The organism is Pseudoclavibacter sp. AY1H1, from assembly GCF_002931055.1.
Taxonomy (GTDB): domain Bacteria; phylum Actinomycetota; class Actinomycetes; order Actinomycetales; family Microbacteriaceae; genus Pseudoclavibacter.
In genome coordinates this window covers 76,701-101,733 of record NZ_PSXX01000005.1, presented here as the reverse complement: position 1 = coordinate 101,733, position 25,033 = coordinate 76,701, and the positions used below count along the sequence as shown (strand labels likewise).

The following is a 25,033-nucleotide window of genomic DNA, read 5'->3' as shown; positions in this document are numbered from 1 at the left end:
GTCTGGGCGACAGCGCTGCACTGCGCTTCCCAGTTGTCTGTACATGCACGGTCCTGGCTTCACATAGGATTGGCCGGGCGAGCCATGAACAGAGCCTACTGTACATGGCTAGACATGTATATGCATCTAAGGACGTTGGTGAAACCGTGGCCGATCAAGGACTCAGCGGAGAGACGCTCGACAGAAATGCGGCAGTCCCGCTCTACGTGCAGCTCGCTGACGTGCTGCGCTCGAAGATCCAGAGCGGAGAATGGAAGCCTGATCAGCGCATTCCCTCCGAGAACGAGCTGAACCAGATCTACGGCATCAGCCGGATGACGGCGCGCAACGTGCTCTCCAAGCTCGTCGACGAGGGGCTCCTGTTCAGGGTCCACGGCAAGGGCACGTTCGTCGCCCACCAGAAGATCAGCACGAAGTCGCCGTCGTATCAGGGCATCCGCGAGCAGCTCGAGCAGCAGGGATTCGCGACCCGCACCGAGATGCTCGAGCTCGAGCGCATCGCTGGGGGAGGCCGCATCGGCCAGATCCTCGGCATCGGCGAGACCGAGAGCCTCTTCATGGTGCGCAGGCTCCGATACGCGGAAGACGAGCCCATCAGCATCCACGAGTCGTACGTGCCAGAGCGACTCGCGCCCAAGCTGCTCGAAGCCGACCTCGTCACTCGCCAGCTGTGCACGGTGCTGGAGGAGAATCACCAGCTGCGGATGGCGAACGTCATCGAGACCCTCGAGTCGTCGGTGCCGTCGAAGTCCACACTCACGACCCTCAAGGCGCGAACCGGCACCCCGGTGCTCCTGCTCGAGCAGCGCATCTCGAACGACGACGGCACGCCCTTCGAATTCACGCGCATCCTGTTCCGCGGCGACAAGGTCCGGCTGGAGTTCTCCTACTCGCTCTGACGCAGCGGATGCGGCAGCCGCGAGCGACACGAACGGGCCCCGACCGGGGAGGAGCATCCATCCTCGGTCGGGGCCCGTTCTTCTTCGTGCGGGTCTCTGCGGGCACCGCCTGTCGGAGAGTCAGGTCTCGTGCACCTCGCACGGCATCACGCCGCCAGCGCTGCCTCCAGCGAGGCGACGGTGATGGTTCCATCAGCGCGAGTGAGGTCAGCGCCGCGCAGCGTGGTCGACGGGGCGCCGGCCTCGCCGAGATGGGAGACGACACTCGTCGCGGCGGGGAAGTCGTCGTCCGCCGTGAAGTGGCTGACCGTGACGATGTGCGCCAGGCCCGCAGCGGCGGCAGCCTGCGCGCCGCCCCACGAGTCCTCGATGACGACCGCCTCGTCCTTCGCGAGCCCGAGCGTGTCGAGCGTGAGGAGGTAGATGTCCGGGGCCGGCTTCTTTGCGGGCACGACGTCGCCGGCGAAGACTCCGGCAAGACGGGACCGCAGGTCCGCACCGATCACGGTGTCGAGCACGGCCTCCACGCTGCCGAGTGCCGACGTGGACGCGACGGCGACGACCCAGCCGGCGTCCAGCGCCTCCGCGATGAGGCGGCGAACGCCGGGGCGGCCAGGCACCCTGCCTGAGCCCATGATCTCCACGTACGCCGCCGACTTCCGCTGGTGCACGTCCGCGACGAGTGCGTCCAGCTCGGCCGAATCGGCGGGGGCGAACTCGGGATGCTCACCCAGGTAGGCCTTGAAGCGCTCCTTGCCCCCACCCACCCGCAGCAGCTCGCCGTACTCGTCGGCGCTCCACTGGAAGCCCAGCCCGAGCTCGTCGAAGACCCGGTTGAAGGCGACGAGGTGACCGTCGAGCTCCGTGTCGGCCAGGACTCCATCGCAGTCGAGGATCAGTGCGCGCGTCATGCCGCTGCCCCGTTCGCAGTGTCGCGGCTTCCGAAGAGGTCGATGTGCTCGGTGACGGTCGCCGTGACCGCCTCGACCTGTTCCGCGAAGAGCTTCACCGGCTCCCATTTCCCGCTTGCCTCTGCGGCGACGAGGTGGCGGTGCGCCGAGTGCAGGTAGGCGAGCTTGAGCGCCGTGGAGATGTTGATCTTCGAGGTGCCGGAGGCGATGAAGCGCGCGAAGTCCTCTGCCGAGAGGCCGGTGCCGCCGTGCAGGACGATCGGGATATCGGTGCGGCTCGAGAACTCGGCCGCCCGGTCGAAGAGCAGCGTCGGGTTCGCGGTGTAGAGGCCGTGCGCCGTGCCCAGCTGCGGGGCCAACAGGTCCGTGCCCGTGTCGTTCGCCACCTCGAGCAGGGTGTCGACCGAGTAGGCGTGCGTGGCCTCGTCCGAGCCGACGCCGTCTTCCACGCCGACGATGTTCTCGATCTCCGACTCGACGTCGACTCCTGCTGCGTGCGCCTCCTGGACGACCTCGCGGGTCTCTGCCCACGCCTGGTCGAGACCCCGGTCGGAGGCGTCGAAGAGCACGGAGCTCCAGCCCTGCGCGATCGCCTCGGTGATGACGGCACGGTCGGGGCAGTGGTCGAGGTGCAGTGCGACCGGCACGTCGACGGCATCAGCGGCGATGCGCGCGGCGGCGGCGAGCTGCGCGGCGCCGACGACCTTGAGGGTCTTGACGGACGTCTGCAGGATGATCGGCGAGTTCGCGGCCTGCGCCGCGGCGACGGTGGCCTGCAGTGACAGCTGGTCGACGATGTTGACGGCGGGGATCGCATACCCGCCAGCCCGGGCGGCGGCAGCGAGCCGCCGCGTGCTTGCGAAGGTCATGGTGTTCTCCTACGTGGTTGGGTCGGCGCGTGAGGCCGCTGGGTTCGGTCGTGGAGCGGGTGGATGCGGAAGGTCACGGGTGAGGGGCCTGCGTTGGTCCGTCACTCGTCAGCTCCTGGATGCCGCCGTGCTGGCGGCGGTCGCGAGGATGATCGCCGTGGACTGGGCGCCGGGGTCTCGGTGCCCTCGCGAGCGCTCGCCCAGGTAGCTGGCACGTCCCTTCGTCGCGATGAGCGGCTCCGTGGCGACCGCGCCTGCTGCGGCTGCCTCCGCGGCGGCCGCCAGCGTCTCCGCCGGGCCCGCACCTGCGGCGGCGGCCGCCTTCGCCGCCTCGACCGCCGGGGTCCAGGCGTCCACCATCGTCTTCTCGCCGGCGTGCGCCTTGCCGCGTTTCATGAGGCTCTCGAGCGCGCTCTCGAGCATCGTCGCGACCCCGGCGCCGTCGAGTGGGAGCGTCGAGCACTTCGCCGCTCCGATGAAGACCGAGCCGTACAGGGGGCCGGATGCGCCGCCGACCGTCGACATGAGCGTCTTGGCGGTGACGGCGAACACCTCCTTGACGCTGATGGGGGTGCCTTCCCCGACGGCTGTCGCCGCGGCTGCGAGACCCCGACTCAGATTCTCGCCGTGGTCGCCGTCGCCGATGGCCCTGTCGAGCTCGATGAGCTCCGTGCGTGCCGTCAGGACGTCGGCGGCCGCTGCCTGCACCCAGGCGATCGCCCAGCCGGTGTCGAGTTCGTCGGTCATGCGCCCGCCCGCCATCCGCTCGTGTGGACGGGGGCATCGAACAGCTCGGTGAGTTCGTCGTCGAGGCGCAGGAGGGTGATGGAGGCGCCCTTCATCTCGAGCGAGGTGAAGTAGTTGCCCACCAGGCTGCGCTCGATGGTCACCCCAAGGTCGTCGAGGACATCGGCGGCGTGGTTGAAGAGGATGAACTGCTCTGAGAGGGGGGTCCCGCCGAGGCCGTTCACGAACAGCAGGACCCGGTCTCCCGAGGTGATCTCGAGGTCGCCGATCACACGCTCGAGGAGGATGTCGGTGATCTCGTCGGCCGTCGTCATCTCGCCGCGTCGAACCCCGGGCTCACCGTGCACGCCGATGCCGATCTCGATCTCGTTGGGCCCGAGATCGAACGAAGGCCTGCCGACGGTGGGGACGGTGCATGCTTCGAGCGCGAGGCCCATCGTGCCCATGTTCGTGTTGGCCTTCTTGGCGATGCGGACCACATCGGCGAGGTCGTCACCGCGTTCGGCTGCGGCCCCGGCCAGCTTCATCGTGACGATCGTGCCGGCGACGCCGCGGCGCCCTGCCGTGTAGGTCGAGTCCTCGACCGCGACGTCATCGTCGAGCACGACCGTCTCGACCTCGATGCCCTCGAGGTCGGCGAGCTCTGCCGCGGCCTCGAAGTTGAGGATGTCACCCGTGTAGTTGAGGACGAGGTGGACGACGCCGCGGCCCTGATCGGCGGAGCTCGTCGCCGCGAGGATCTGGTCGGGGGTGGGGGAGCTGAAGAACGCTCCGGGTGCGGCTGCGTCGAGCATCCCGGCGCCGACGTAGCCTCCGCCGAGCGGCTCGTGCCCGGAACCGCCGCCCGAGATGACGCCCACCTTGGGGGAGGCGGCGGGCGCCGCCCTCGAGAAGTGCACGGGATCGGTGTGCAGCGTGACGAGCGACGAGTTGGCACGCGCGAACCCGCGCATGAACTCGTCGAGGACGGTCGCGGGTGTGTTGATCAGTTTCTTCACCGAATGCTCCTTTGCATCGTGGCGTACAGCTCGATCGTGACTACAAGTACATACAAGCATATTCAAGTATGTACATGTTGTTGATCTCACCGGATCACGAGATCAGTATACATGTCTATACAAGTATGTCCAACTCGTGCCCGGAAGCACGCGCACGCGGTGCGCCGGAGGGTGTCGGCTACTCTGCGCGATGCCTCAGCTCACGCCCCCGAACGACGTCCTTCTCGATCTGCTCCAGGCGCTTGGCGCTGGCCTTGGTGTCGCGCGGAGGCAGCTGGATGCTCTGCTCCGCCGCGATGCCGCCCCGCAGCTGCCGGACACGCTCGATCTCCGCATCGCACTGCGCACCGAAGAGCAGAGCGAGGTTCACGATCCACAGCCACAGGAGCCCGACGATGACACCGGCAACGCTGCCGTAGAGACGCTCGTAGCTGCTGAAGTTCGCCACGTAGAAGAAGAAGCCAGCGCTCGCGATGCCCGTCACGAAGAGTGCGATGAACGCGCCGAGCGTCATCCACTTGAACTTCGGCAGCTTGACGTTCGGCGTGCCGTAGAACAGGACGGCGATCATCACGATCACCACGAGCAGCACGATCGGCCACCTCGCGAAGCTCCATACGGTCAGCGACGCGTCGCCCAGACCGATGATGCCGCCGATGGCCGAGGCCACCGGTCCCGAGAGGGCGAGGATGGCGAAGATCACCAGCATGAGCAGCAGGAGCACGATCGTCCACAGCATCATGGTGGGGCGCAGCTTCCAGAACGGCCGCCCCTCGTCGATCTCGTACACCGTGTTCATCGCGTGCGAGAAGCAGTTCACGTAGCCCGACGCAGACCACAGTGCGCCGAGCAGACCGACGATGAACGCCGTGCCTGCGCCCTGCGACTCGCCCAGCTGCAGCACCGTGCTCCGCAGCGTCTCCGCGAACGTCGGGTCGGCGAGGTGCGTCGACATCTCGTCGATGAAGGACACCGCCGTGTCGGTCAGCCCGAACAGGCCGATGACCGACATCAGCGCCAGGAGCGCGGGGAACAGACCGAGCAGCATGAAGAAGGTGAGCGCCGCGGCCAGGACCGTGCAGCGGTCGCGGAGGAACTCCCGGATGGCGCGCATGAGGATGTACCGCCAGGCCGGGCCGACCACGTTCCTCAGCCCGTCTGGCTTACGGGGGTCTCGCGCATCCGGAGCCGTCCGTTCCTTGACGACGCTGGTCTCATGGGCTGCCCCGGGGGTGGTCATAGAGGCAGGCTAGGCGCGCGCGGTGCCCTCGGCGGGGAGGGCGCGCGCTCGGCCACCACCTCCACGCGAGAAAGGGAGCAGCCGAGTACGGCTGCTCCCTTTCGCTGGTGCTCACGTCGTGGCTAGACGCGGCCCTTCAGCATTGCCTGCTTGACCTCGGCGATCGCCTTCGTCACCTGGATGCCACGCGGGCAGGCCTCGGTGCAGTTGAAGGTCGTGCGGCAGCGCCAGACGCCCTCGCGGTCGTTGAGGATGTCGAGGCGGACCTTCGCGTCCTCGTCACGGGAGTCGAAGATGAAGCGGTGCGCGTTCACGATGGCAGCAGGTCCGAAGTACTGGCCGTCGGTCCAGAACACGGGGCACGACGTGGTGCACGCGGCGCACAGGATGCACTTGGTGGTGTCGTCGAAGCGCTCGCGGTCGGCGATCGACTGGAAGCGCTCCTTGCCCTTCTCCGGCTCGGCCTGAGCCTTCAGGAAGGGCTGCACCTCGCGGTACGCCTCGAAGAACGGCTCCATGTCGACGATGAGGTCCTTCTCGAGGGGGAGCCCCTTGATGGCCTCGACGTAGATGGGCTTCGAGATGTCGAGGTCCTTGACCAGCGTCTTGCATGCGAGGCGGTTGCGGCCGTTGATGCGCATCGCATCGGAGCCGCAGATGCCGTGTGCGCAGGAGCGACGGAACGCGAGCGAGCCGTCCTGGTCCCACTTGATGCGGTGCAGGGCGTCGAGGATGCGGTCGGTCGGGTACATCTCGACATCGAACGCCTCCCAGTACGGCTCGGTGTCCGTCTCGGGGCTGTAGCGGCGCACGTTGAGCGTCACCGTGAACGGCTTGGGAGCCTCGATGGGCGCCTCGGGTGCTTCAGTCGTTGCAGCAGTCATTCTGTGAAGCCCTTCCTAGTACTTGCGCTCGGTCGGCTCGTAGCGCGTCACGCGCACGGGCTTCTTGTCGAGACGGATGTGGTCTGCGGGGTCGGGAGACTTCCGGTCGCCCGTGAGGTACGCCATGGTGTGGTGCATCCAGTTGACGTCGTCGCGCTTCGGGAAGTCGTCGCGCATGTGGCCGCCGCGGCTCTCCTCGCGGTTGAGGGCGCAGTACACGAGCACCTCGGCGAGGTCGAGCAGGAAGCCGAGCTCGATGCCCTCGAGCAGTTCCGTGTTGTAGCGCTTGCCCTTGTCGAAGACCGAGATCTCGGTGTACCGCTCGCGGAGGGAGTGGATGACCTTCGTCGCCTCGGTCAGCGTCTCCGAGGTGCGGAAGACCTGGGCGTTCTTGTCCATCGTCTCCTGGAGCTCACGACGCAGGCCGGCGACCGACTCGGTGCCGGTCGATGCCTGCAGGTCGTCGACCATGCCCTTGACGAACGCCGCTGCGTCGTCGGGCAGGGGAGCGAACTCGGCGGTCTTGACGTACTCGACGGCGTTGCGGCCGCTGCGCTTGCCGAAGACGTTGATGTCGAGCAGCGAGTTGGTGCCGAGACGGTTCGAGCCGTGCACCGAGACGCAGGCGCACTCGCCGGCCGCGTAGAGGCCGGGGATGACGGTCTCGTTGTCGGAGAGCACCTCGCCGGCGTTGTTCGTCGGGATGCCGCCCATCGCGTAGTGCGCGGTCGGGTACACGGGCACCGGCTCGGTGACGGGGTCGACGCCGAGGTAGGTGCGCGCGAACTCGGTGATGTCGGGCAGCTTCGTCTCGAGCACCTCGGCACCGAGGTGGGTGCAGTCGAGGTACACGTAGTCCTTGTGCGGGCCGGCGCCGCGGCCGTCGAGCACTTCCTGCACCATGGAACGAGCCACGATGTCGCGGGGCGCGAGGTCCTTGATGGTCGGCGCGTAGCGCTCCATGAAGCGCTCGCCCGAGGCGTTGCGGAGGATGGCGCCCTCGCCGCGCGCACCCTCGGTGAGGAGGATGCCGAGGCCGGCCAGGCCGGTGGGGTGGAACTGGTAGAACTCCATGTCCTCGAGCGGGAGGCCACGGCGCCAGACGATGCCCATGCCGTCACCCGTGAGGGTGTGCGCGTTCGAGGTCGTCTTGAAGACCTTGCCGAAGCCGCCGGTCGCGAAGATGAAGGCCTTGCCCTGGAAGACGTGCAGCTCGCCCGTCTTGAGCTCGAGTGCCACGATGGCCGCAGGGACCTCCTGGCCGTCGACCTCGGTCATGACGATGTCGAGCGCGTAGAACTCGTTGAAGAACTTGACGTTGTGCTTGACGCAGTTCTGGTAGAGCGTCTGGAGGATCATGTGACCCGTGCGGTCAGCCGCGTAGCAGGCGCGGCGAACCGGCGCCTTGCCGTGGTCGCGCGTGTGGCCGCCGAAGCGACGCTGGTCGATCTTGCCCTCCGGGGTGCGGTTGAAGGGCAGGCCCATGTTCTCGAGGTCGATGACCGCCTCGATGGCCTCCTTCGCGAGGATCTCGGCAGAGTCCTGGTCGACGATGTAGTCGCCGCCCTTGACGGTGTCGTACGTGTGCCACTCCCAGTTGTCGTCCTCGACGTTCGCGAGAGCCGCCGCCATGCCGCCCTGCGCCGCACCGGTGTGCGAGCGAGTCGGGTAGAGCTTCGTGACGACAGCCGTGTCAGCGCCCTGCGCGGCCTCGATGGCCGCGCGCATCCCGGCGCCGCCGGCGCCCACGATGACGATCTCGTGCTGGTGGTAGTGGACGCCGTCGACGGTGCGCGTCGGAGCGAGCTTCTCTGCCATATGTCTGTGGCTCTTCTTTCTGAGGTGGTGGAAGTCGTGTGGCCGAGCGGGTCGGCTAGGCCGGGCAGAAGCTCGGCAGGTTCTCGGCTGCGCCGTTCGCGGGGCACGGGTCGAACGTGTAGATCACGAGGAGGCCGAGGACGATGAGCACCGTCGTGACGAGGAACAGCGTGACCTGCAGTGCGCGACGCGTGCTCGCCTTCGACACGTAGTCGTTGATGATCGTGCGCATGCCGTTGGCGCCGTGGATGAACGCGAGGACCAGCATGAGCGTGTCCCAGACCACCCAGAAGGGGTCTGCCATCTTGCCGGCGACGAACGCGAAGTCGATGGCGGCGACGCCCTGGCCGACCATGAGGTTCGTGAAGAGGTGGCCGAAGATGAGGATGACCAGCAGCACACCGGACACGCGCATGAACGCCCAGCCGATGCGCTCCCAGTTGGTGCTGTTCTTGGCGGCAGCTGCTGAACGGGGGTACTCGATGGTTTCGATAGTCATGGCAGCTCCCTCCTAGTGGCTGAACACGTTGATGAGGTGGCGGGGCGTGAAGCCGATCATCGTGACGACGCAGAGGCCGATGACGATCCAGAACATGAGCTTCTGGTACTTCGCGCCGCCGGGCAGGAAGTCGATGAGGATGATGCGGATTCCGTTGAACGCGTGGTAGCAGATGGCTGCCACGAGTCCGACCTCGCCGATGCCCATGATGGGCGTCTGGTAGGTGTGGATGGCCGCGTTGTAGGCCTCAGGACTGACGCGCACGAGCGACGTGTCGAGCACGTGCACGATCAGGAAGAAGAAGATGGAGACGCCGGTGATGCGGTGGAGGACCCAGGACCACATGCCCTCGTTCCCCCGGTACAGCGTGCCGCCGCGTCGCGGCTTCTTCGCTGTGTTCTTTGGGGCTGTCGAGCCCGCCGGAGCTGGTGTCTGTACGGCTGACACGGGATTGCCCTTCTGTCGCGTTGCGTTCTTCCGCTCAGGACTCTTGCGCCGAGAAGGTGAAGACTGAGCGGCAGCTCCCAACCACACTGCGTTGGGCATGTTGATACCCGCCTAGACTACGCCTCCCGCCGTTTCCGGCTGGCAAGGTTAACCTTCCTTGGCGGCCTTGTCTGCGTGAGGCCGAGGCATGGACCGGGCCGTTCAGGCGAGCGGCAGCGTGACGGGGCGCCGCGCCTCGGCCAACACGTCGGCATAGTGGCTGAGCAGCTCGTCGCAGACGCTCTCCCACGAGCGCGAGAGCACTCGGCGGCGGCCGGCCTCGCCCATCCTGGCACGCAGCTCGGGAGCGTCGACGAGCTTCTCGAGCATGACCCGCAGATCGAGGTCGCCTGCTCGGTCGGGGTCGAAGTGGAATCCGTCGACGCCGTGTTCGATGAGGTCGATGGGCCCGCCCGCGTAGGGGGCGACGACGGGCAGGCCACTGGCGTGGGCCTCCTGGATCGTCTGCCCGAAGGTCTCCTCCGTCCCCGTGTGCACGAAGACGTCGAAGCTCGCGTAGGCCATGGCCAGGTCTCGGCCGCCGAGTCGCCCGGCGAAATGAACCGGGACCCCCTTGAGGGCCTTCCGGATGCTCGGCTCCGACGGCCCATCGCCCACGACGACCAGCTGCACGTCGTCGAGCCCCCTGAGCGAGGCGAGGCGCTCGACCTGCTTCTCGGGCGCGAGCCTGCCCACGTAGCCGATGATGGTGCGCGAGTCGGCGCCCAGGCGCTTGCGGCTGCTGCGCACGCTCTGCTCCTGCTTGTTGCGCGGATGGTAGGTCTCGAGGTCGACGCCTCGGCCCCAGCGGGTGGCGTTCGTGATCTTGGCGCGCCGCAGGTCGCCGAGCGCCGCGCTCGACGGCGCCAGCGTCAGGTCTGCGTTGTTGTGCAGCCAGCGGATGAACCACCAGGCGAAGCCCTCCATGGCGCTCAGCTTGTTGCGCTTCGTGTACCCGGCGACGTCGGTCTGGAAGACGGCCACGCTCGGTATGCCGCGTCGTTTCGCGGCTGCGATCGCCTGCGATCCCAGAAAGAGTGGACTCGCGGCGTGTACGACGTCTGGCGCGAACTCGGCGAGGAGCCGATCGACCCTGGGGGAGGGGAGTCCGACGGGGAACTGGCGGTAGTCGAGAGCAGGCACCTCGACGACGCGGAACCCCCTGTAGTCCTTCGGCGAGCCGGCTGCCGGAGTGACGACGATGGCCTCGTGTCCGCGCAGTGCGAGGTGGTCGAGCACCTTGCAGACGCTGTTCGTCACGCCGTTGACGGTGGGGAGGAAGCTCTCGGTGACGACCGCGATGCGCATAGGGCGAACGTAGGTGCTGGGAGTGGCACGGAGGTGAACTCGCGGCGACGCCCGCACGACGACTTCTCCACAGCTTCGTCCCGCCGAAACCAGCGCGTGACAGTGTTCCCCTAGGGTGTTGCGCATGGCAGATGCGATCGATCGGTTCTATGGCGTGATTCCAGCGGGAGGCGTCGGCTCCCGACTGTGGCCCCTCTCGCGGGCCGAAGCCCCGAAATTCCTCCACGACGTCGTCGGGAACGGCTCGACCCTCCTGCGGGCGACCTGGGACCGCCTCGCGCCGCTGTGCGCGGAGGACCGGCTCCTCGTCGTGACGGGAGAGGCGCACGCCAAGGAGGTGCGCGCGCAGCTCCCAGAGCTCATCGAGGAGAACATCGTCCTCGAGAGCGAGGGTCGCGAGTCGACGGCGGCCATCGGCCTCGCCGCGGCCATCCTGCAGCGGCGTGTGCCCGACGCCATCATCGGCTCGTTCGCCGCTGACCACCTCATCGGTGCGACCGACCGCTTCGCAGCGGCGGTGCGCGAAGCCGTCGAGGCGGCCGACGCCGGAGCCATCGTCACGATCGGCATCCAGCCCATCGAGCCGTCCACCGCCTTCGGCTACATCCGAGCGGGCAAGCCGCTGAAGATCCCCGCCGCCCCGAGTGCGCGGAAGGTCGACGCGTTCGTCGAGAAGCCCAAGGAGGCGACAGCTCGCCGCTACCTCGCCTCCGGCGAGTACCTCTGGAACGCCGGCATGTTCTTCGCCCGCGTCGACCGCCTCATGGAGGCGCTGGCCGAGTCGAACCCGCCACTGGCCGCTGGCATCAACGAGATCGCGGATGCCTGGGGTACCGATCAGCAGGCGGAGGTCACCGCTCGCGTCTGGCCGAACCTCGAGAAGATCGCCATCGACTACACCGTCGCCGAGCCGGCGGCCGCCCGCGGCGAGCTGGCCGTCATCCCCGGCTACTTCCAGTGGGACGACGTGGGGGACTTCGCGGCCGTGAGCCGGCTCCGAAAGAGCACCAACGGGAACGGCGTGACCGTGCACGGCGATGAGAGCAACGTCGTGGTCGTCGACGGCTCCGGCCTCATCGTCAACCACACCGACCGCGTCGTCGCGATCGCCGGCATCAAGGACATCGTCGTGGTCGACACCCCGGATGCGCTGCTCGTCACGACCGCGGCGAACGCGCAGAAGGTCAAGCAGCTCGTCGCCGAGATCAAGGCGTCGAAGCGGCCGGAAGTCCTCTAGCCCGCCTTCCACTCATCTGCGCGCGTGCACGGTCACAACGATCCGTGCACGCGCGTAGCGGTCTGCACCCGGCTCCCACTACTCTTCCGGCATGTCACGCTCTCGTATTCCAGGCGCCGTCGGCGCGCTCGCTGTCGCTGCCCTCGCTCTCACGGCCTGCCAGGCGCCGCCAGAGGCGCCGGGGTCGACGGGCGCAGCGGCTGCGGGAAGCGACTACCTGGCGTGCATGGTCGCGAACAGCGGCAACATCCAGGACCGCTCCTTCAACCAGGCCGTCTTCGAGTCGCTCGAGGCGGCCAAGGCGGAGTACGGCGTCGACATGCGCGAGACGGTCTCGCAGTCGCAGGCTGACTACGAGACGAACCTCGAGACCATGGTCGGCGAGGGCTGCGACTACATCGTCACGGTCGGCTGGGAGCTGGCCGACGCGACCCGCGCTTCCGCGGAGGCGAACCCGGACATCACGTACTCGATCGTCGACGAGGTCGTGGATGGTCCCAACGTCGCGTCCATCGTGCACGACACGGCCCAGGCGGCGTTCCTCGCCGGCTACCTGGCGGCGGGGGTCAGCAAGACCGGGGTCGTCGGGACGTTCGGCGGCGGCAACCAGCCGCCCGTGACGGTCTTCATGGACGGCTTCGCGGCGGGGGTCGAGCAGTACAACACGACGAAGGGCGCCTCGGTGCGGGTCGTCGGCTGGGACCCGGAGTCGCAGCAGGGGTCCTTCACCGACGACTTCACGAACACGAACGCCGCGCAGACCACGGCGCAGGGGCTCATCTCGCAGGGGGCCGACATCATCATGCCCGTCGCGGCTCAGGCGGGCGAGGGTGCTGCTGCGGCGGCACTGGCCGCGGGCGATGTCGGCATCATCTGGGTCGACTCCGACGGGTACGAGCTTCTGGGCGAGGAGTACCGGCCGCTCCTGGTCACGACGGTAGAGAAGCGGATGGAGCCGGCCATCCTCGGCGTCATCGGCTCCGACATCGCGGGAACCTTCGAGGCGGGCAACAACGTCGGCACGCTCGAGAACGACGGCGTCGGGCTCTCGTCCTTCCACGACTGGGATGCGAAGATCCCCGCCGAGCTGAAGGCGGAGGTCGAGGCGCTCAAGGCCAAGATCATCTCCGGCGAGATCGTCGTCGAGTCGCCGTCATCGCCGACGGGAGCGAACTGACGGACCCCCGGAGCGGGCATCCACACGTCCGCACCGACCGATCGGCCTGCGACGATGCGGTGCCGTGAGCGTCGCCGGGCGACGCGCCGAGAAACACACTCGTAACTGTGCAACGGTCGGGTTTCGATTCCGATTTCGGCCGAATTGTGACGCAGCGCTACGGCTATGCTCGGGCAATCACCAGCTTCGTCGTGTTCGCGTTCTGCGGCCCGACGGACATCCAACTCAGGAGGATCGAGAGTGGCTATCTCTTCGAAGCAGCGTTTCGCTGCACTTGGCACGGTGGGCGTTGCAGCCCTCGTGCTCGCCGGTTGTGCCCCCGCGCCAGAAGCAGGCGATGGGGCCGCTGAAGGCGCATCCGACTTCACCGCGTGCATGGTGTCTGACGAGGGCGGGTTCGACGACCGCTCCTTCAACCAGCTTGCGCACACGGGGCTCGAGAACGCGGAGTCCGAGCTCGGAGTCAACGTGCTCGAGGCGGAGTCGGCAACACCGGACGACTACGCGGCAAACCTGACGACCATGGTCGACCAGGGCTGCAAGATCATCGTTCCCGTCGGCTTCAAGCTAGCAGACGCGACGGCCGCAGCGGCCGAGGCGAACCCAGACGTCGACTTCGCGATCGTCGACATCGAGGGCCTCGGCATCCCGAACGTGCTCGAGCTCAACTACGACACGGCGCAGGCCGCGTTCCTCGCGGGCTACGCCTCGGCTGCGTACTCCAAGACGGGCACCGTCGCCACCTACGGCGGCGCCGCCATCCCGACCGTCACGATCTTCATGGACGGCTTCGCCAACGGCGTCAAGCACTTCAACGAGGTCAAGGGCAAGGACGTCAAGGTCATCGGCTGGGACGTCGACTCGCAGCAGGGCTCGTTCGTGGACGACTTCACGAACGTCTCCCGCGCCAAGGAGATCTCCACCGGCTTCCTCAGCCAGGGTGCAGACGTCATCCTCCCCGTCGGCGGCCCCCTCTACCAGGGTGCAGCTGAGGCGATCCGCGAAGGCGGCCAGGACGCCGTCATCCTCGGCGTCGACTCCGACCTCGCGGTCGCAGACGAGCAGTACGCGGACATCATCCTCGTGTCGATCATGAAGGGCCTCGACGTCACGGTTCTCGACGCGATCTCCCAGAGCGTCGACGGCACCTTCGAGGGTGGCACGACCTACACGGGCGTCCTCGAGAACGAGGGCGTCGGCCTCTCCGGCTTCGGCGCCTTCGAGTCCGAGCTGCCCTCCGGCACGCTCGACGAGATCGACACCCTGAAGCAGGAAGTCATCGACGGCAAGTACCCGGAACTGTCGCCTTCCTCACCCAAGGTCTGATCCTCTGCTGTCCAGATTGACGTCTGGGCACAACATGATGCGGGGCCGTCGCGCAAACTCGCGGCGGCCCCGTAGCATGCCTACGCATGCATCTCGAGCTGGCGGCGGTCACCACCGCGACCGGCTCGCTTATCACCGGCCCACCAGGCCGTATTCCGCACTACTGCACAGCGAAGTGGACCGCTATGAAACTCGAGCTTCGAGGCATCACCAAGCGATTTGGTGCCTTCACGGCCAACGACAACATCAACCTCACGATCGAGGAGGGCGAGATCCATGCGCTCCTCGGCGAGAACGGTGCTGGCAAGTCGACCCTGATGAACGTGCTCTACGGCCTCTACCAGGCCGATGAGGGCGAGATCCTGCTGGACGACGACGTCCGGCACTTCTCCGGTCCTGGCGATGCCATGGCCGCCGGCATCGGAATGGTCCACCAGCACTTCATGCTCATCCCCGTCTTCACCGTGGCGGAGAACCTCATGCTCGGGCACGAGCCGGCCAGTGGGCTCGGCGTGCTCGACATCGACAGCGCGCGCCAGAAGGTGCGCGACCTGTCGGCGCAGTTCGGCTTCAACATCGACCCCGATGCGCTGGTCGAGCACCTGCCCGTCGGCGCGCAGCAGCGCGTCGAGATCATCAAGGCCCTCTCGCGCGACGCGAAGATCCTGGTCCTGGACGAGCCCACCGCCGTGCTCACGCCCCAGGAGACCGACGAGCTCATCGTCATCATGGATCAGCTGCGCAAGGCCGGCACCTCCATCGTCTTCATCACGCACAAGCTGCGAGAGGTCCGCAAGGTGGCGGACCGCATCACGGTCATCCGGCGAGGCAAGGTCGTCGGCACGGCGCTCCCGAGCGAGTCCAACGAAGAGCTCGCGGCGAAGATGGTGGGCCGAGCGGTCGACCTCGACGTCGACAAGGAGGCCCCGAAGCTGGGCGAGACGACGTTCGTCGTCTCCGAGCTGACGGTCTTCGACGAAGTCGGCGCCAAGCAGGTCGACGAGCTGAGCTTCGAGGTGCGCGAGGGCGAGATCCTCGTGATCGCCGGCGTGCAGGGCAACGGCCAGACCGAGCTCACGGAGGCCATCCTCGGCCTCCATAAGAAGGCGCTCGGCTCGATCAGCCTCGACGGCAACGAGCTCATCGGGCAGTCGGTCAAGAAGACGCTGGATGCGGGACTCGGCTTCGTGCCGGAAGACCGCACCGAAGACGGCATCGTCGGCGACTTCACGATCGCGGAGAACCTCGTGCTCGACCGGGCGGACCGCCCGCCGTTCTCGAACGGCATCGCGCTCAACCTGCGGGAGATCACCGCCTTCGCGGAGAAGAACGTCAAGGACTTCGACGTCCGGGCACCGTCCATCGAGACGGCCGTGGGTCGTCTCTCCGGCGGAAACCAGCAGAAGGTCGTCCTCGCGCGCGAGCTCGGCCGCGACCTGCGGATGTTCATCGCCTCGCAGCCGACCCGAGGTCTCGACGTCGGATCGATCGAGTTCGTGCACGAGCAGATCGTGCGCGTCCGCGACTCGGGCATCCCGGTCATCATCGTGTCGACGGAGCTCGACGAAGTCGTCCAGCTGGCAGATCGGATCATGGTCATGTACCAGGGCAAGAGCATGGGAATCGTTGGACCGGAGACGTCGCGAGACGTGCTCGGCCAGATGATGGCGGGGGTAGAGGTATGAGCCAGCTGCAGAACGTGACGGCGGAGACCCCGCCGCCACCCGGCACCCAGGTGCCGGCCGCCGCGAGCGAGCAGTCGCCGTGGCACGGCCTCTGGCGCGACATCCTCGGCGGAGGGCCGCTGCGCTCGATCCTCGCGATCGTGCTGGCGCTGCTCATCGGCTCCCTCCTCGTCGTCTTCACGAGCGACGACGTGCTCGAGACCACCGGCTACTTCTTCTCGCGGCCGATGGACCTCTTCACGGCGGCGGGCGGCGTCATCGGCGGTGCGTTCCGCGCGCTGTGGGAAGGCGCGATCTACTCGCCCCGCAACGGCTTCGTGCCGCTGACCAACACGCTCATGTGGGCGACCCCGCTCATCACGGCGGGCCTCGGCGTCGCGTTCGCGTTCCGTGCCGGCCTCTTCAACATCGGTGGTCAGGGCCAGATCCTCATCGCCGCGCTCTTCACGGGCTTCATCGGCGCGAGCCTGCAGCTGCCGTTCGTCGTGCACGTCCTCGTGGCGGCGTTCGCCGGCATCGTCGGCGGCTCGCTCTGGGCCGGCATCGCCGGCTGGCTGAAGGCGCAGACCGGCGCCCACGAGGTGATCGTCACGATCATGCTCAACTGGATCGCCTTCTGGGGCATCACCTACCTGCTGAAGACCCCGGTCTTCCAGGCCGAGGGTGCTGGCGGCAACGCCAAGGCCAAGCCCATCGTCGAGTCCGCGCAGCTGCCTGACCTCGTCGGTGCCGCCGACTGGGGCTTCATCCTCGCCATCGCCGCCGCATTCGTCTACTGGTGGATCATGGAGCGCACCACGGTCGGCTTCAAGGTGCGCGCGGTCGGCCTCAACCCGAGCGCCGCTCGAACGGCCGGCATCAACGTCGCCTTCATCACCTTCCTCACGATGGCCATCGCCGGCGCCTTCATCGGCCTCGCCGGTGCCACGCAGGTGCTCGGTCGCGCGACAGCGGGCTACGACCCCGGAGTGCACGCGGGTATCGGCTTCGATGCCATCACCGTCGCGCTGCTCGGTGCCGGCCACCCGGTCGGCATCATCCTCGCCGGCCTCCTCTTCGGAGCGCTCAAGGCGGGCTCCTTCCCCATGCAGGTCGTCGAGGGCATCCCCATCGACATCGTCGCCGTCATCCAGGGCCTCATCGTGCTCTTCATCGCAGCGCCGCCGCTCATCCGGGCGATCTTCCGCCTCCCGCGGCCGTCCGGCATCCGCCTCCTCGACCGCATCCGCGCGTCGCGCGAGGGCCGGGAAGACAGCAGCGACAAGGGCAGCAACGGCAAGAAGAACGAGGTGAACGCATGACCGCAGTGACGCCGAGCACCGAGGAGCAGATCCCGGTAGGGGCAAGCACCAAGGCCGAGGTCCGCTCGACCCGCAGCTGGAAGGCGCCGATCGCGTACGCGTTCTTCAGCGCGCTCGTCCTCATCGTCTTCGGGCTGCTCGCACCTGCGGGCGCCTCGAGCACGATCGACCTGAACTCGGATGGCGTCCCCATCAAGTTCGCCCCCCTGGTCCTGCCGACCATGATGACGAACCTCATCATCGGCGTGATCCTCGCCGGAATCACCGTCGTCGCCTTCCTCCGCACAGCGGCGGGCGAGAAGCTGCCCATGTGGGTCATGGTCGTCTTCGGCATCCTCTGGGTGTGGGCGCTCATCGTCTTCATCGGCGCCAACGCCAACGTCCCGCTCACCTGGCTCCTCACCGGAACGCTCGCCATCTCGACCCCGCTGATCTTCGGATCCATGGCGGGACTCGTCTCGGAGCGCGTCGGCGTCGTGAACATCGCCATCGAGGGCCAGCTCCTCGCCGGCGCGTTCACCTCGGCGCTCATCGGCTCCATGACGGGCAACCCGTTCCTCGGCCTCCTCGGCGCGATCCTCGCGGGCATGCTGGTCTCGCTCATCCTCGCGGTCTTCTCGATCCGCTACCTCGTCGAGCAGGTGGTCGTCGGCGTGGTCATCAACATGCTGGTCATCGGCCTGACGAACTTCCTCTACTCGGGCGTCATGACCCGCGACAGCGGGTTCCTCAACACGATCGCGCAGAACGAGAAGTACCCGCGCTTCGCGATCCCACTGCTGAGCGACATCCCCGTCATCGGGCCGCTGCTCTTCGACAACACCTTCATCGTGTACCTCATGTTCCTCACGGTGCCGGCGCTCACCTTCGCGCTCTTCAAGACCCGCTGGGGCCTGCGCCTCCGCGCCGTCGGCGAGCACCCGAAGGCTGCCGACACGGTCGGGATCAAGGTCAACAAGACCCGGTTCTGGAACGTCCTCCTCTCGGGTGCCATCGCCGGCGCGGGCGGGAGCTTCTTCACGCTCGGCAGCGTCGGCTCGTTCAGCCAGGAGATGACAAGCGGCCAGGGCTACATCGCCCTCGCCGCACTGATCTTCGGGCGCTGGCACCCCGTCTACGCCACCCTCGCGGCGCTGCTCTTCGGCTTCGCCTCGAACCTGAAGACCCTCGTGAGCCAGGTCGGCGCGAACATCCCACCCGAGTTCATGGCGATGATCCCCTACATCGTCACGATCCTCGCCGTGGCCGGATTCGTCGGCCAGTCGCGCGGACCCGCCGCGGCGGGCAAACCCTACGTGAAGGCATAGCGATGACAGCACCGGACACCGAAGCGCTCGCACCCGACTGGGAAGCCCTGCGTCAGGCCGCACGCGACATCATGGCGAAGGCCTACGCGCCGTACTCGAACTACTCGGTCGGCGCCGCCGCGCTCGTCGACGACGGACGCATCGTCGTCGGCTGCAACGTCGAGAACGCCAGCTACGGAGTCGGCCTGTGCGCCGAGTGCGGGCTCGTGTCGGCGCTCCAGGCGAGCGGCGGCGGCAAGCTCGTCGCGTTCTCCTGCTGCAACGGCGCCGGCGACATCATCATGCCGTGCGGCCGCTGCCGTCAGCTGCTGTACGAGTTCTCAGCACCAGGGATGCTCCTCGACACCGTCTCGGGCATCCGCACCATCGACCAGGTACTGCCGGATGCGTTCGGCCCCAGAGATCTCGAAGGGATCGCATGAGCTCCACCCCCGCCCTCTCCGCAATCGAGGCGTTCGACGCCGTCGACCTCATCAAGGCGAAGCGCGACGGGCGATCCCTGTCGACGCCGGAGATCGACTGGCTCATATCGCGGTACGCGAACGGCTTCGTGGGCGACGAGCAGATGGCCGCGATGGCGATGGCGATCTTCCTCAACGGCATGGAGCGCACCGAGATCCGCGACATGACCCTCGCGATGATCGCATCCGGTGAGCGGATGAACTTCGACGGGCTCGGCAAGGTCACGGTCGACAAGCACTCCACCGGGGGCGTCGGCGACAAGATCACGCTTCCGCTCATGCCGCTCGTCGCCTCCTTCGGTGTCGCGGTGCCGCAGCTCTCCGGCCGCGGGCTCGGCCACACGGGAGGAACCCTCGACAAGCTCGAGGCCATCCCCGGCTGGCGGGCCGACCTCAGCAACGAGGAGATGTTCCGCCTCCTCAAGGAGATCGGCGGCGTCATCTGCGCCGCTGGAGCCGGCCTGGCGCCAGCCGACAAGAAGCTGTACGCGCTCCGCGACATCACCGGCACGGTCGAGTGCATCCCGCTCATCGCGTCGAGCATCATGTCGAAGAAGATCGCGGAGGGCACCGACTCGCTTGTGCTCGACGTGAAGTTCGGCTCCGGTTCCTTCATGGGCGACATCGAGCGCTCCCGCGCGCTCGCCGAGACCATGGTGGCGCTCGGCGAAGACGCCGGCGTGCGCACGTCGGCGCTGCTCACGAACATGAACGTCCCGCTCGGGCTCGCGATCGGCAACGCCAACGAGGTTCGCGAGTCGGTCGAGGTGCTCGCTGGTGGGGGGCCTGCCGACGTCGTCGAGCTCACGGTCGAGCTCGCCCGCGAGATGCTCCGTCTGGCGGGCCAGCCGGACGCCGACGTCGAGGGTGCGCTGAAGAACGGCGCGGCTATGGACGTGTGGCGGCGCTGGGTCGCGGCGCAGGACGGAGACCCGGACGGCGCGCTGCCTGTGGCGAACGAGACGCACGAGGTGCGGGCAGACCGCGACGGCGTGCTCACCCGCCAGGAGGCGCTGCCCTTCGGCATCGCCGCGTGGCGCCTCGGAGCTGGGCGCGCGCGCAAGCAGGATCCGGTCATCCACGCAGCCGGGATCGACCTGGTTGCGAAGCCGGGCGACACCGTCAGGAAGGGCGACGTGCTCTTCACGCTCTCTGCCGAAGACGACGCTCGTTTCCCGCGTGCGCTCGAGGCGCTCGAGAGTGCGTACGAGGTCGGGGACGCCGGGTCCGAGGTTCTCACCGGCGGTCCGCTCATCGCAGGACGCATCGGGGCCGAATAGTGCAGGCAGGCGGTGTCGAGAAGGGAAACCTTCTCCACACCGCCGCGCCGCCTCGCGCGCCGGTTGTCTCCGCCCGATAGAATCAGGGCTCTGGACGGCCGCACTTGTTGGTTCGCGGCCACATTCGAAGGGGAACACCGTGTCTGTGCAGAGCTCCGCGCCATACGACGAGGGCGATTTCACGCTACGAGACGGCACCAGCATCCGAGCGCTGCCGAAGGTGTCGCTGCATGACCACCTCGACGGTGGGCTGCGGGCCCAGACCATCATCGAGCTCGCCGACGAGATCGGTCTGGAACTCCCCGCGACGAGCGCGCCCGAGCTGTCGAACTGGTTCTCCGACCAGTCCGACTCCGGCTCGCTCGTCGAGTACCTCAAGACCTTCGACGTCACCACGGCCGTCATGCAGACCACACACGGTCTCCGGCGCGTGGCTCGCGACTTCGTCAACGACCTCGGCGCCGACGGGGTCGTCTACGGCGAAGTCCGCTGGGCGCCAGAGCAGCACCTCAAGCGTGGCCTGAGCCTCGACGACGCCGTGAACGCGGTCCAGGCCGGCATCAATGAGGGCATCGACGACGTCCGATCCCACGGCAAGCGCATCCGCGTCGGCCAGCTCGTGAGCGCCATGCGCCACGCTGGCAACGGACTCGAGATCGCGAAGCTCGCCGTGCGCCACCGCGAGGCTGGCGTCGTCGGCTTCGACATCGCCGGCCCGGAAGACGGGTTCCCGCCCACGAACCTCCAGGAAGCCTTCGACTACCTCATGTCGGAACGGTTCCCCGCCACGGTCCACGCCGGGGAAGCCGCAGGCCTCGACTCCATCGAGAGCGCCCTCTTCGACGCCCACGCGCTGCGCCTCGGCCACGGCGTGCGCATCGCAGAAGACATCGACCTCGAGGGCGAAGACGACGACGGCACCTACGTGTCGCTCGGCCGGCTGGCCCAGTGGGTGCGCGACCGCCGCATCCCGCTCGAGCTCAGCCCATCCTCGAACCTGCAGACCGGCGCCATCGCCGCCTGGGGAGACAGCATCGAAGACCATCCCTTCGATCTGCTCTACCAGCTCGGCTTCACGGTGACCGTCAACACCGACAACCGCCTCATGAGCGCGACCAGCATCTCCCGAGAGCTGACGCTGCTCGCCGACGCCTTCGACTACGACCTCGCCGACCTGGAGACGTTCCAGCTGAACGCCGCCGAGGGCGCGTTCCTGCCGATCGAAGACCGGGAAGAGCTGGCTGAGATCGTGAGCGAAGGGTTCGACGAGGCAGGAGCATGAACGCGCAGGCCACACCTGAGCTTCAGTTCGACGCAAGCAGCGTGCGCCTCGCCGAGCAGGCGCTCGACTGGCGGCAGGCCGTCGGTCAGATGGGCGAGCTGCTCGCCGAGCGCGGCTACGCGAAGCGCGGCTACACCAGCAACATGGTCCGCGTCATCGAACGTTTCGGGCCGTATGTCGTCGTCGGTCCGGGCGTCGCGCTCGTGCACGCGCGTCCCGGTGAGGAGACCATCGAGAACGGTCTGGCCGTCATCACCTACCCGGAAGGCGTCGGCTTCGGCCATGCTCGCTACGACCCCGTGCGCATCGTCGTCGGCATGACGGCGACCAGCGCGTCGGAGCACCTCAAGCTCATCGCCGCGCTGGCGAAGACGTTCGACAACGACGCGGTGCTCGGCGAGCTCGTCGCCGCAGCCACGCCGGAGAAGTTCGTCGAGCTCCTCAAGCCGAGGCTCGTCGCAGCGGGGCTGCTCATCGCCTGACCGGGCTTCTCGTCTCATCGGCACGACACTGCGCAGGAGCGCGCCGCCGCTCGGTGCGCAGAAAGTACCGCAGGGCGGGGGATCACCCCACCGTCGTGTCCGATTTCCGCGAGCTCTGGCGGGGTCAACCTGCCAGACTCGTCGCATGGCAAGCATCACCCTCACCGGCGACGAGCGGTACCGCGCGATCCTCGCCAAGGATCGACGCTTCGACGGGCAGTTCATCACCGCCGTAGGGTCTACCGGCATCTACTGCAGACCGAGCTGCCCCGCCCGCACACCCAAGCGGGAGAACGTCACGTTCTACCCGACGAGCGCCGCCGCCCACGAGGCCGGGTACCGGGCCTGCAAGCGCTGCCTGCCGGACGCGGCACCCGGTGACCCAGCCTGGAACCTCCGCGGCGACGTCGCCGGCAGGGCCATGCGGCTCATCAGCGACGGGGTTGTGGAACGTGAAGGGGTCCCTGGCCTCGCTGCCCGACTCGGCTACTCATCCAGGCACCTCGCGAGGGTACTCACCGCAGAACTGGGCGCGGGCCCGCTTGCGCTTGCACGTGCGCAGCGGGCACGCACGGCGGCGACGCTGCTCGGCGCCACGGACCTGCCCTTCGGCGAGGTGGCCTTCGCGGCCGGCTTCGCGAGTGTCAGAGCGTTCAACGAGACCATCCAGGAGGTCTTCCAACTGACGCCGACCCTCGTGCGCGAGCGATCGCGAAGACGAGCCGTGGCGGCCGCGTCGCGAGTCACGGACGGGGGTCTCGGGAGCTCCGGCGCTGGCCTGGCGCTCAGCACCGGAGCCGCCCCGCTGACGCTGTCGCTCGCGTACCGGGAGCCGTACGACGCCGTGGGCGTCTTCGCCTGGCTCCGGGAGCGCGCCATCGACGGGGTCGAGGTCGCGACCGACGATCGGTACGAGCGCAGTCTCCTCCTCCCGGGAGGCCCCGCATGGTTCGGCGTGGACGCTGGCGGCCTGCAGCCCGCGTCGCTGCGACTCCGCGCGCGCCTCACCGACCTCAGCGACCTGCAGGCCCTCGTCACGCGTGTGCGCCGGCTCTTCGACCTGGATGCGGACCCGGCGGCCGTCGACGGAGCCCTCTCCGTGCATCCGGCGATCGCGGAGCGGGTGCGCCTTCGCCCGGGTCGCCGCCTGCCCGGCGCCGTGGACCCCGACGAGATGCTCTTTCGCGCGATCATCGGTCAGCAGATCACCGTCTCGGCGGCACGGACGGCTCTCGGTCGCCTCGCCGCGCGGGCGGGGGCCTCGCTCGAGCAGAACGGCGACAACGAGGAACACGCGGCCGAGCTCGGCGTGAACCGCCTCTTCCCGAGCGCAGCCGCCATCGCGGAGCTCGGCGAGGAGTCCTTCGCCGGCCCCAGGGCACGGTCGGCGACCATCACACGCGTCGCCGAGGCGATCGCGGACGGCCGACTGCGGCTCTCGCCGGGTGACGACATCGCCGAGCAGCACGAGGCGCTGACGGCGTTCAAGGGCATCGGCGACTGGACGGCCGGCTACGTGAGCATGCGGGTGCTTGGCAACCCAGACGTGCTGCTCACGGGAGACGTCGCCCTGCGAAGCGGAGCCAGAGCGCTCGGCCTTCCACCTGAGCCCAGAGCCCTCACGGACGTCGCGGAGCAGTTCAGGCCGTGGCGAAGCTACCTGTCCCTCCACCTCTGGGGAGCTGTCCCGCCCAGGGCACGACCCGGCACCAAGATCCGCGCCACCGCGCAGACACCGCCCACCACCACGGAGACACCAGCATGAGCACGCAGACCAGCAGTGAAGCTCGGGCCGTCATCGAGACGCTCGACACCCCAGACGGGCCGTTCACGATCATCGCCCGCGACCGTGACGGGGCGGTGCTCGCCTCAGGCTGGAGCGACGACGAGCGGCGTGTCCTGGAGCGCATCACGGCGCAGGCCAGGCCGAACGCCGTCGCGCGGGGTCGCGCTGCCGCCTCCGATGCCGTGCGTGCGTACTACGACGGTGATCTCCGCGCCATCGACGACGTGCTGGTCGCCCAGTTCGGCGCGACGTTCCGGATGCAGGGGTGGCTCGGTCTGCGGGCCATCGAGGCAGGGCATCCGCTCACCTACACGGAGTTCGCGACGGCTCTCGGACGGCCGACGGCCGTGCGCGCGGCAGCGAGCATCTGCGCCAGCAACGCGCCTGCGCTCTTCGTGCCCTGCCACCGGGTACTGCGCTCGGACGGCACGCTCGGCGGATTCGCGTGGGGTATCGACGTCAAGCGCTCCCTCCTGCAGCGCGAGCTCGCCCACGCCGGCTGACGAGCCGGGCGACCTCGTCTGCCGTCTCGCGATGGGTTCGGCGCTTGCGGATGGCTTGCAAGCCATCGCGAGGCGTGCAAGCCATCCCGAAGCCGGGGGTGGATCCTGAAGCGGGCGTGGATCGCGTGGCGGGCATGGATCCTGAAGCGGGCGTGGATCGCGTGGCCGGGGTGATCGCGAAGCGGGCGTGCGAGTCATCCCGAGACAGGAACGTCTGCCGCTCGTCTGTTTTGGGGTGGGTTTGGCGCTTGCGGATGGGTTGCAAGCCATCGCGAGGCGTGCAAGCCATCCCGAAGTCGGGGTGGATCCTGAAGCGGGCGTGGATCGCGAGGCCGGGGTGGATCCTGAAGCGGGCGTGGATCGCGAGGCCGGGGTGATCGCGAAGCGGGCGTGCGAGTCATCCCGAGACAGGAACGTCTGCCGTTCGTCTGTCTCGGGATGGGTTCGGCGCTTGCGGATGGGTTGCAAGCCATCGCGAGGCGTGCAAGCCATCCCGAAGTCGGGGTGGATCCTGAAGCGGGCGTGGATCGCGAGGCCGGGGTGGATC

The 25,033-nt window shown here is 68.0% G+C and carries 23 protein-coding genes; 13 read left to right on the top strand and 10 right to left on the bottom strand.

Annotated features, from left to right (window positions below; all coding sequences use genetic code 11):
- Window positions 1–146 precede the first annotated feature (146 nt).
- Window positions 147–899 (top strand): GntR family transcriptional regulator, encoded by a 753-nt coding sequence (locus tag C5E05_RS09905; protein ID WP_219819519.1) that lies wholly within the window; start codon window positions 147–149, stop codon window positions 897–899.
- Window positions 900–1,045: 146 nt separating this feature from the next.
- Here the strand turns inward: C5E05_RS09905 and C5E05_RS09900 are convergent, their stop codons facing one another.
- The 10 genes from C5E05_RS09900 to C5E05_RS09855 form a co-directional block, all read right to left on the bottom strand.
- Window positions 1,046–1,810, bottom strand: coding sequence for an HAD-IA family hydrolase (locus C5E05_RS09900; protein ID WP_104243072.1), 765 nt, complete (start codon window positions 1,808–1,810; stop codon window positions 1,046–1,048).
- The gene (locus C5E05_RS09895; RefSeq protein WP_104243070.1) at window positions 1,807–2,679 is read right to left on the bottom strand and encodes a class II fructose-bisphosphate aldolase; all 873 of its coding nucleotides are present in this window, start codon (window positions 2,677–2,679) and stop codon (window positions 1,807–1,809) included. The genes C5E05_RS09900 and C5E05_RS09895 overlap by 4 nt, the downstream gene beginning before the upstream one ends.
- A 108-nt stretch (window positions 2,680–2,787) precedes the next feature.
- A complete protein-coding gene (dhaL, locus tag C5E05_RS09890; RefSeq protein ID WP_104243383.1) occupies window positions 2,788–3,426 on the bottom strand; it encodes a dihydroxyacetone kinase subunit DhaL in 639 nt (212 codons plus the stop codon).
- Window positions 3,423–4,424, bottom strand: a complete 1,002-nt coding sequence (gene dhaK / locus C5E05_RS09885; RefSeq protein ID WP_104306025.1) for a dihydroxyacetone kinase subunit DhaK — start codon at window positions 4,422–4,424, stop codon at window positions 3,423–3,425. The genes dhaL and dhaK overlap by 4 nt, the downstream gene beginning before the upstream one ends.
- A 178-nt stretch (window positions 4,425–4,602) precedes the next feature.
- Complete coding sequence (locus tag C5E05_RS09880; RefSeq protein ID WP_104243066.1) at window positions 4,603–5,664, bottom strand: YihY/virulence factor BrkB family protein; 1,062 nt, start codon at window positions 5,662–5,664, stop codon at window positions 4,603–4,605.
- Window positions 5,665–5,786: 122 nt separating this feature from the next.
- Entirely contained in the window at window positions 5,787–6,548 is a 762-nt protein-coding gene (locus C5E05_RS09875; RefSeq protein WP_104243064.1) for a succinate dehydrogenase iron-sulfur subunit, read from the bottom strand.
- Between the two features lie 15 nt (window positions 6,549–6,563).
- Window positions 6,564–8,366 (bottom strand): succinate dehydrogenase flavoprotein subunit, encoded by a 1,803-nt coding sequence (gene sdhA, locus C5E05_RS09870; RefSeq protein ID WP_104243062.1) that lies wholly within the window; start codon window positions 8,364–8,366, stop codon window positions 6,564–6,566.
- A 55-nt stretch (window positions 8,367–8,421) separates the two neighbouring features.
- Entirely contained in the window at window positions 8,422–8,865 is a 444-nt protein-coding gene (gene sdhD / locus C5E05_RS09865) for a succinate dehydrogenase, hydrophobic membrane anchor protein (RefSeq protein WP_181058009.1), read from the bottom strand.
- Between the two features lie 12 nt (window positions 8,866–8,877).
- Complete coding sequence (gene sdhC, locus C5E05_RS09860; RefSeq protein ID WP_104252310.1) at window positions 8,878–9,210, bottom strand: succinate dehydrogenase, cytochrome b556 subunit; 333 nt, start codon at window positions 9,208–9,210, stop codon at window positions 8,878–8,880.
- Between the two features lie 303 nt (window positions 9,211–9,513).
- Complete coding sequence (locus C5E05_RS09855) at window positions 9,514–10,659, bottom strand: glycosyltransferase family 1 protein (protein WP_104243057.1); 1,146 nt, start codon at window positions 10,657–10,659, stop codon at window positions 9,514–9,516.
- Between the two features lie 124 nt (window positions 10,660–10,783).
- Here C5E05_RS09855 and C5E05_RS09850 point away from each other — a divergent pair, with 124 nt between their 5' ends.
- The 12 genes from C5E05_RS09850 to C5E05_RS09795 all read left to right on the top strand — a co-directional run bounded on the left by C5E05_RS09850 (window position 10,784) and on the right by C5E05_RS09795 (window position 24,486).
- Entirely contained in the window at window positions 10,784–11,896 is a 1,113-nt protein-coding gene (locus C5E05_RS09850) for a mannose-1-phosphate guanylyltransferase (protein ID WP_104243055.1), read from the top strand.
- 91 nt (window positions 11,897–11,987) lie between these two features.
- Complete coding sequence (locus C5E05_RS09845) at window positions 11,988–13,073, top strand: BMP family protein (RefSeq protein WP_104243053.1); 1,086 nt, start codon at window positions 11,988–11,990, stop codon at window positions 13,071–13,073.
- A 240-nt stretch (window positions 13,074–13,313) separates the two neighbouring features.
- The gene (locus C5E05_RS09840; RefSeq protein ID WP_258064831.1) at window positions 13,314–14,399 is read left to right on the top strand and encodes a BMP family protein; all 1,086 of its coding nucleotides are present in this window, start codon (window positions 13,314–13,316) and stop codon (window positions 14,397–14,399) included.
- A gap of 185 nt (window positions 14,400–14,584) precedes the next feature.
- Window positions 14,585–16,084, top strand: a complete 1,500-nt coding sequence (locus tag C5E05_RS09835; RefSeq protein WP_104243049.1) for an ABC transporter ATP-binding protein — start codon at window positions 14,585–14,587, stop codon at window positions 16,082–16,084.
- Window positions 16,081–17,385, top strand: a complete 1,305-nt coding sequence (locus C5E05_RS09830) for an ABC transporter permease (RefSeq protein WP_104243047.1) — start codon at window positions 16,081–16,083, stop codon at window positions 17,383–17,385. Before C5E05_RS09835 ends, C5E05_RS09830 begins: the two co-directional genes overlap by 4 nt.
- Window positions 17,382–18,692, top strand: coding sequence for an ABC transporter permease (locus C5E05_RS09825; protein ID WP_104243044.1), 1,311 nt, complete (start codon window positions 17,382–17,384; stop codon window positions 18,690–18,692). Before C5E05_RS09830 ends, C5E05_RS09825 begins: the two co-directional genes overlap by 4 nt.
- 2 nt (window positions 18,693–18,694) lie before the next feature.
- Complete coding sequence (locus C5E05_RS09820) at window positions 18,695–19,114, top strand: cytidine deaminase (protein ID WP_104243042.1); 420 nt, start codon at window positions 18,695–18,697, stop codon at window positions 19,112–19,114.
- Complete coding sequence (locus C5E05_RS09815) at window positions 19,111–20,433, top strand: thymidine phosphorylase (protein ID WP_104341824.1); 1,323 nt, start codon at window positions 19,111–19,113, stop codon at window positions 20,431–20,433. The genes C5E05_RS09820 and C5E05_RS09815 overlap by 4 nt, the downstream gene beginning before the upstream one ends.
- Window positions 20,434–20,572: 139 nt before the next feature.
- Window positions 20,573–21,715 (top strand): adenosine deaminase, encoded by a 1,143-nt coding sequence (locus C5E05_RS09810; protein ID WP_258063370.1) that lies wholly within the window; start codon window positions 20,573–20,575, stop codon window positions 21,713–21,715.
- On the top strand, window positions 21,712–22,197 hold the full coding sequence (locus C5E05_RS09805) for a PTS sugar transporter subunit IIA (protein WP_104243038.1): 486 nt from the start codon (window positions 21,712–21,714) through the stop codon (window positions 22,195–22,197). The genes C5E05_RS09810 and C5E05_RS09805 overlap by 4 nt, the downstream gene beginning before the upstream one ends.
- Window positions 22,198–22,342: 145 nt before the next feature.
- Window positions 22,343–23,962, top strand: coding sequence for a DNA-3-methyladenine glycosylase 2 family protein (locus tag C5E05_RS09800; protein ID WP_104341823.1), 1,620 nt, complete (start codon window positions 22,343–22,345; stop codon window positions 23,960–23,962).
- Window positions 23,959–24,486 carry a methylated-DNA--[protein]-cysteine S-methyltransferase gene (locus tag C5E05_RS09795; RefSeq protein ID WP_104341822.1) on the top strand — a complete coding sequence of 176 codons (528 nt, stop codon included), beginning with the start codon at window positions 23,959–23,961 and terminating at the stop codon, window positions 24,484–24,486. The genes C5E05_RS09800 and C5E05_RS09795 overlap by 4 nt, the downstream gene beginning before the upstream one ends.
- The last annotated feature ends 547 nt before the right edge of the window (window positions 24,487–25,033 follow it).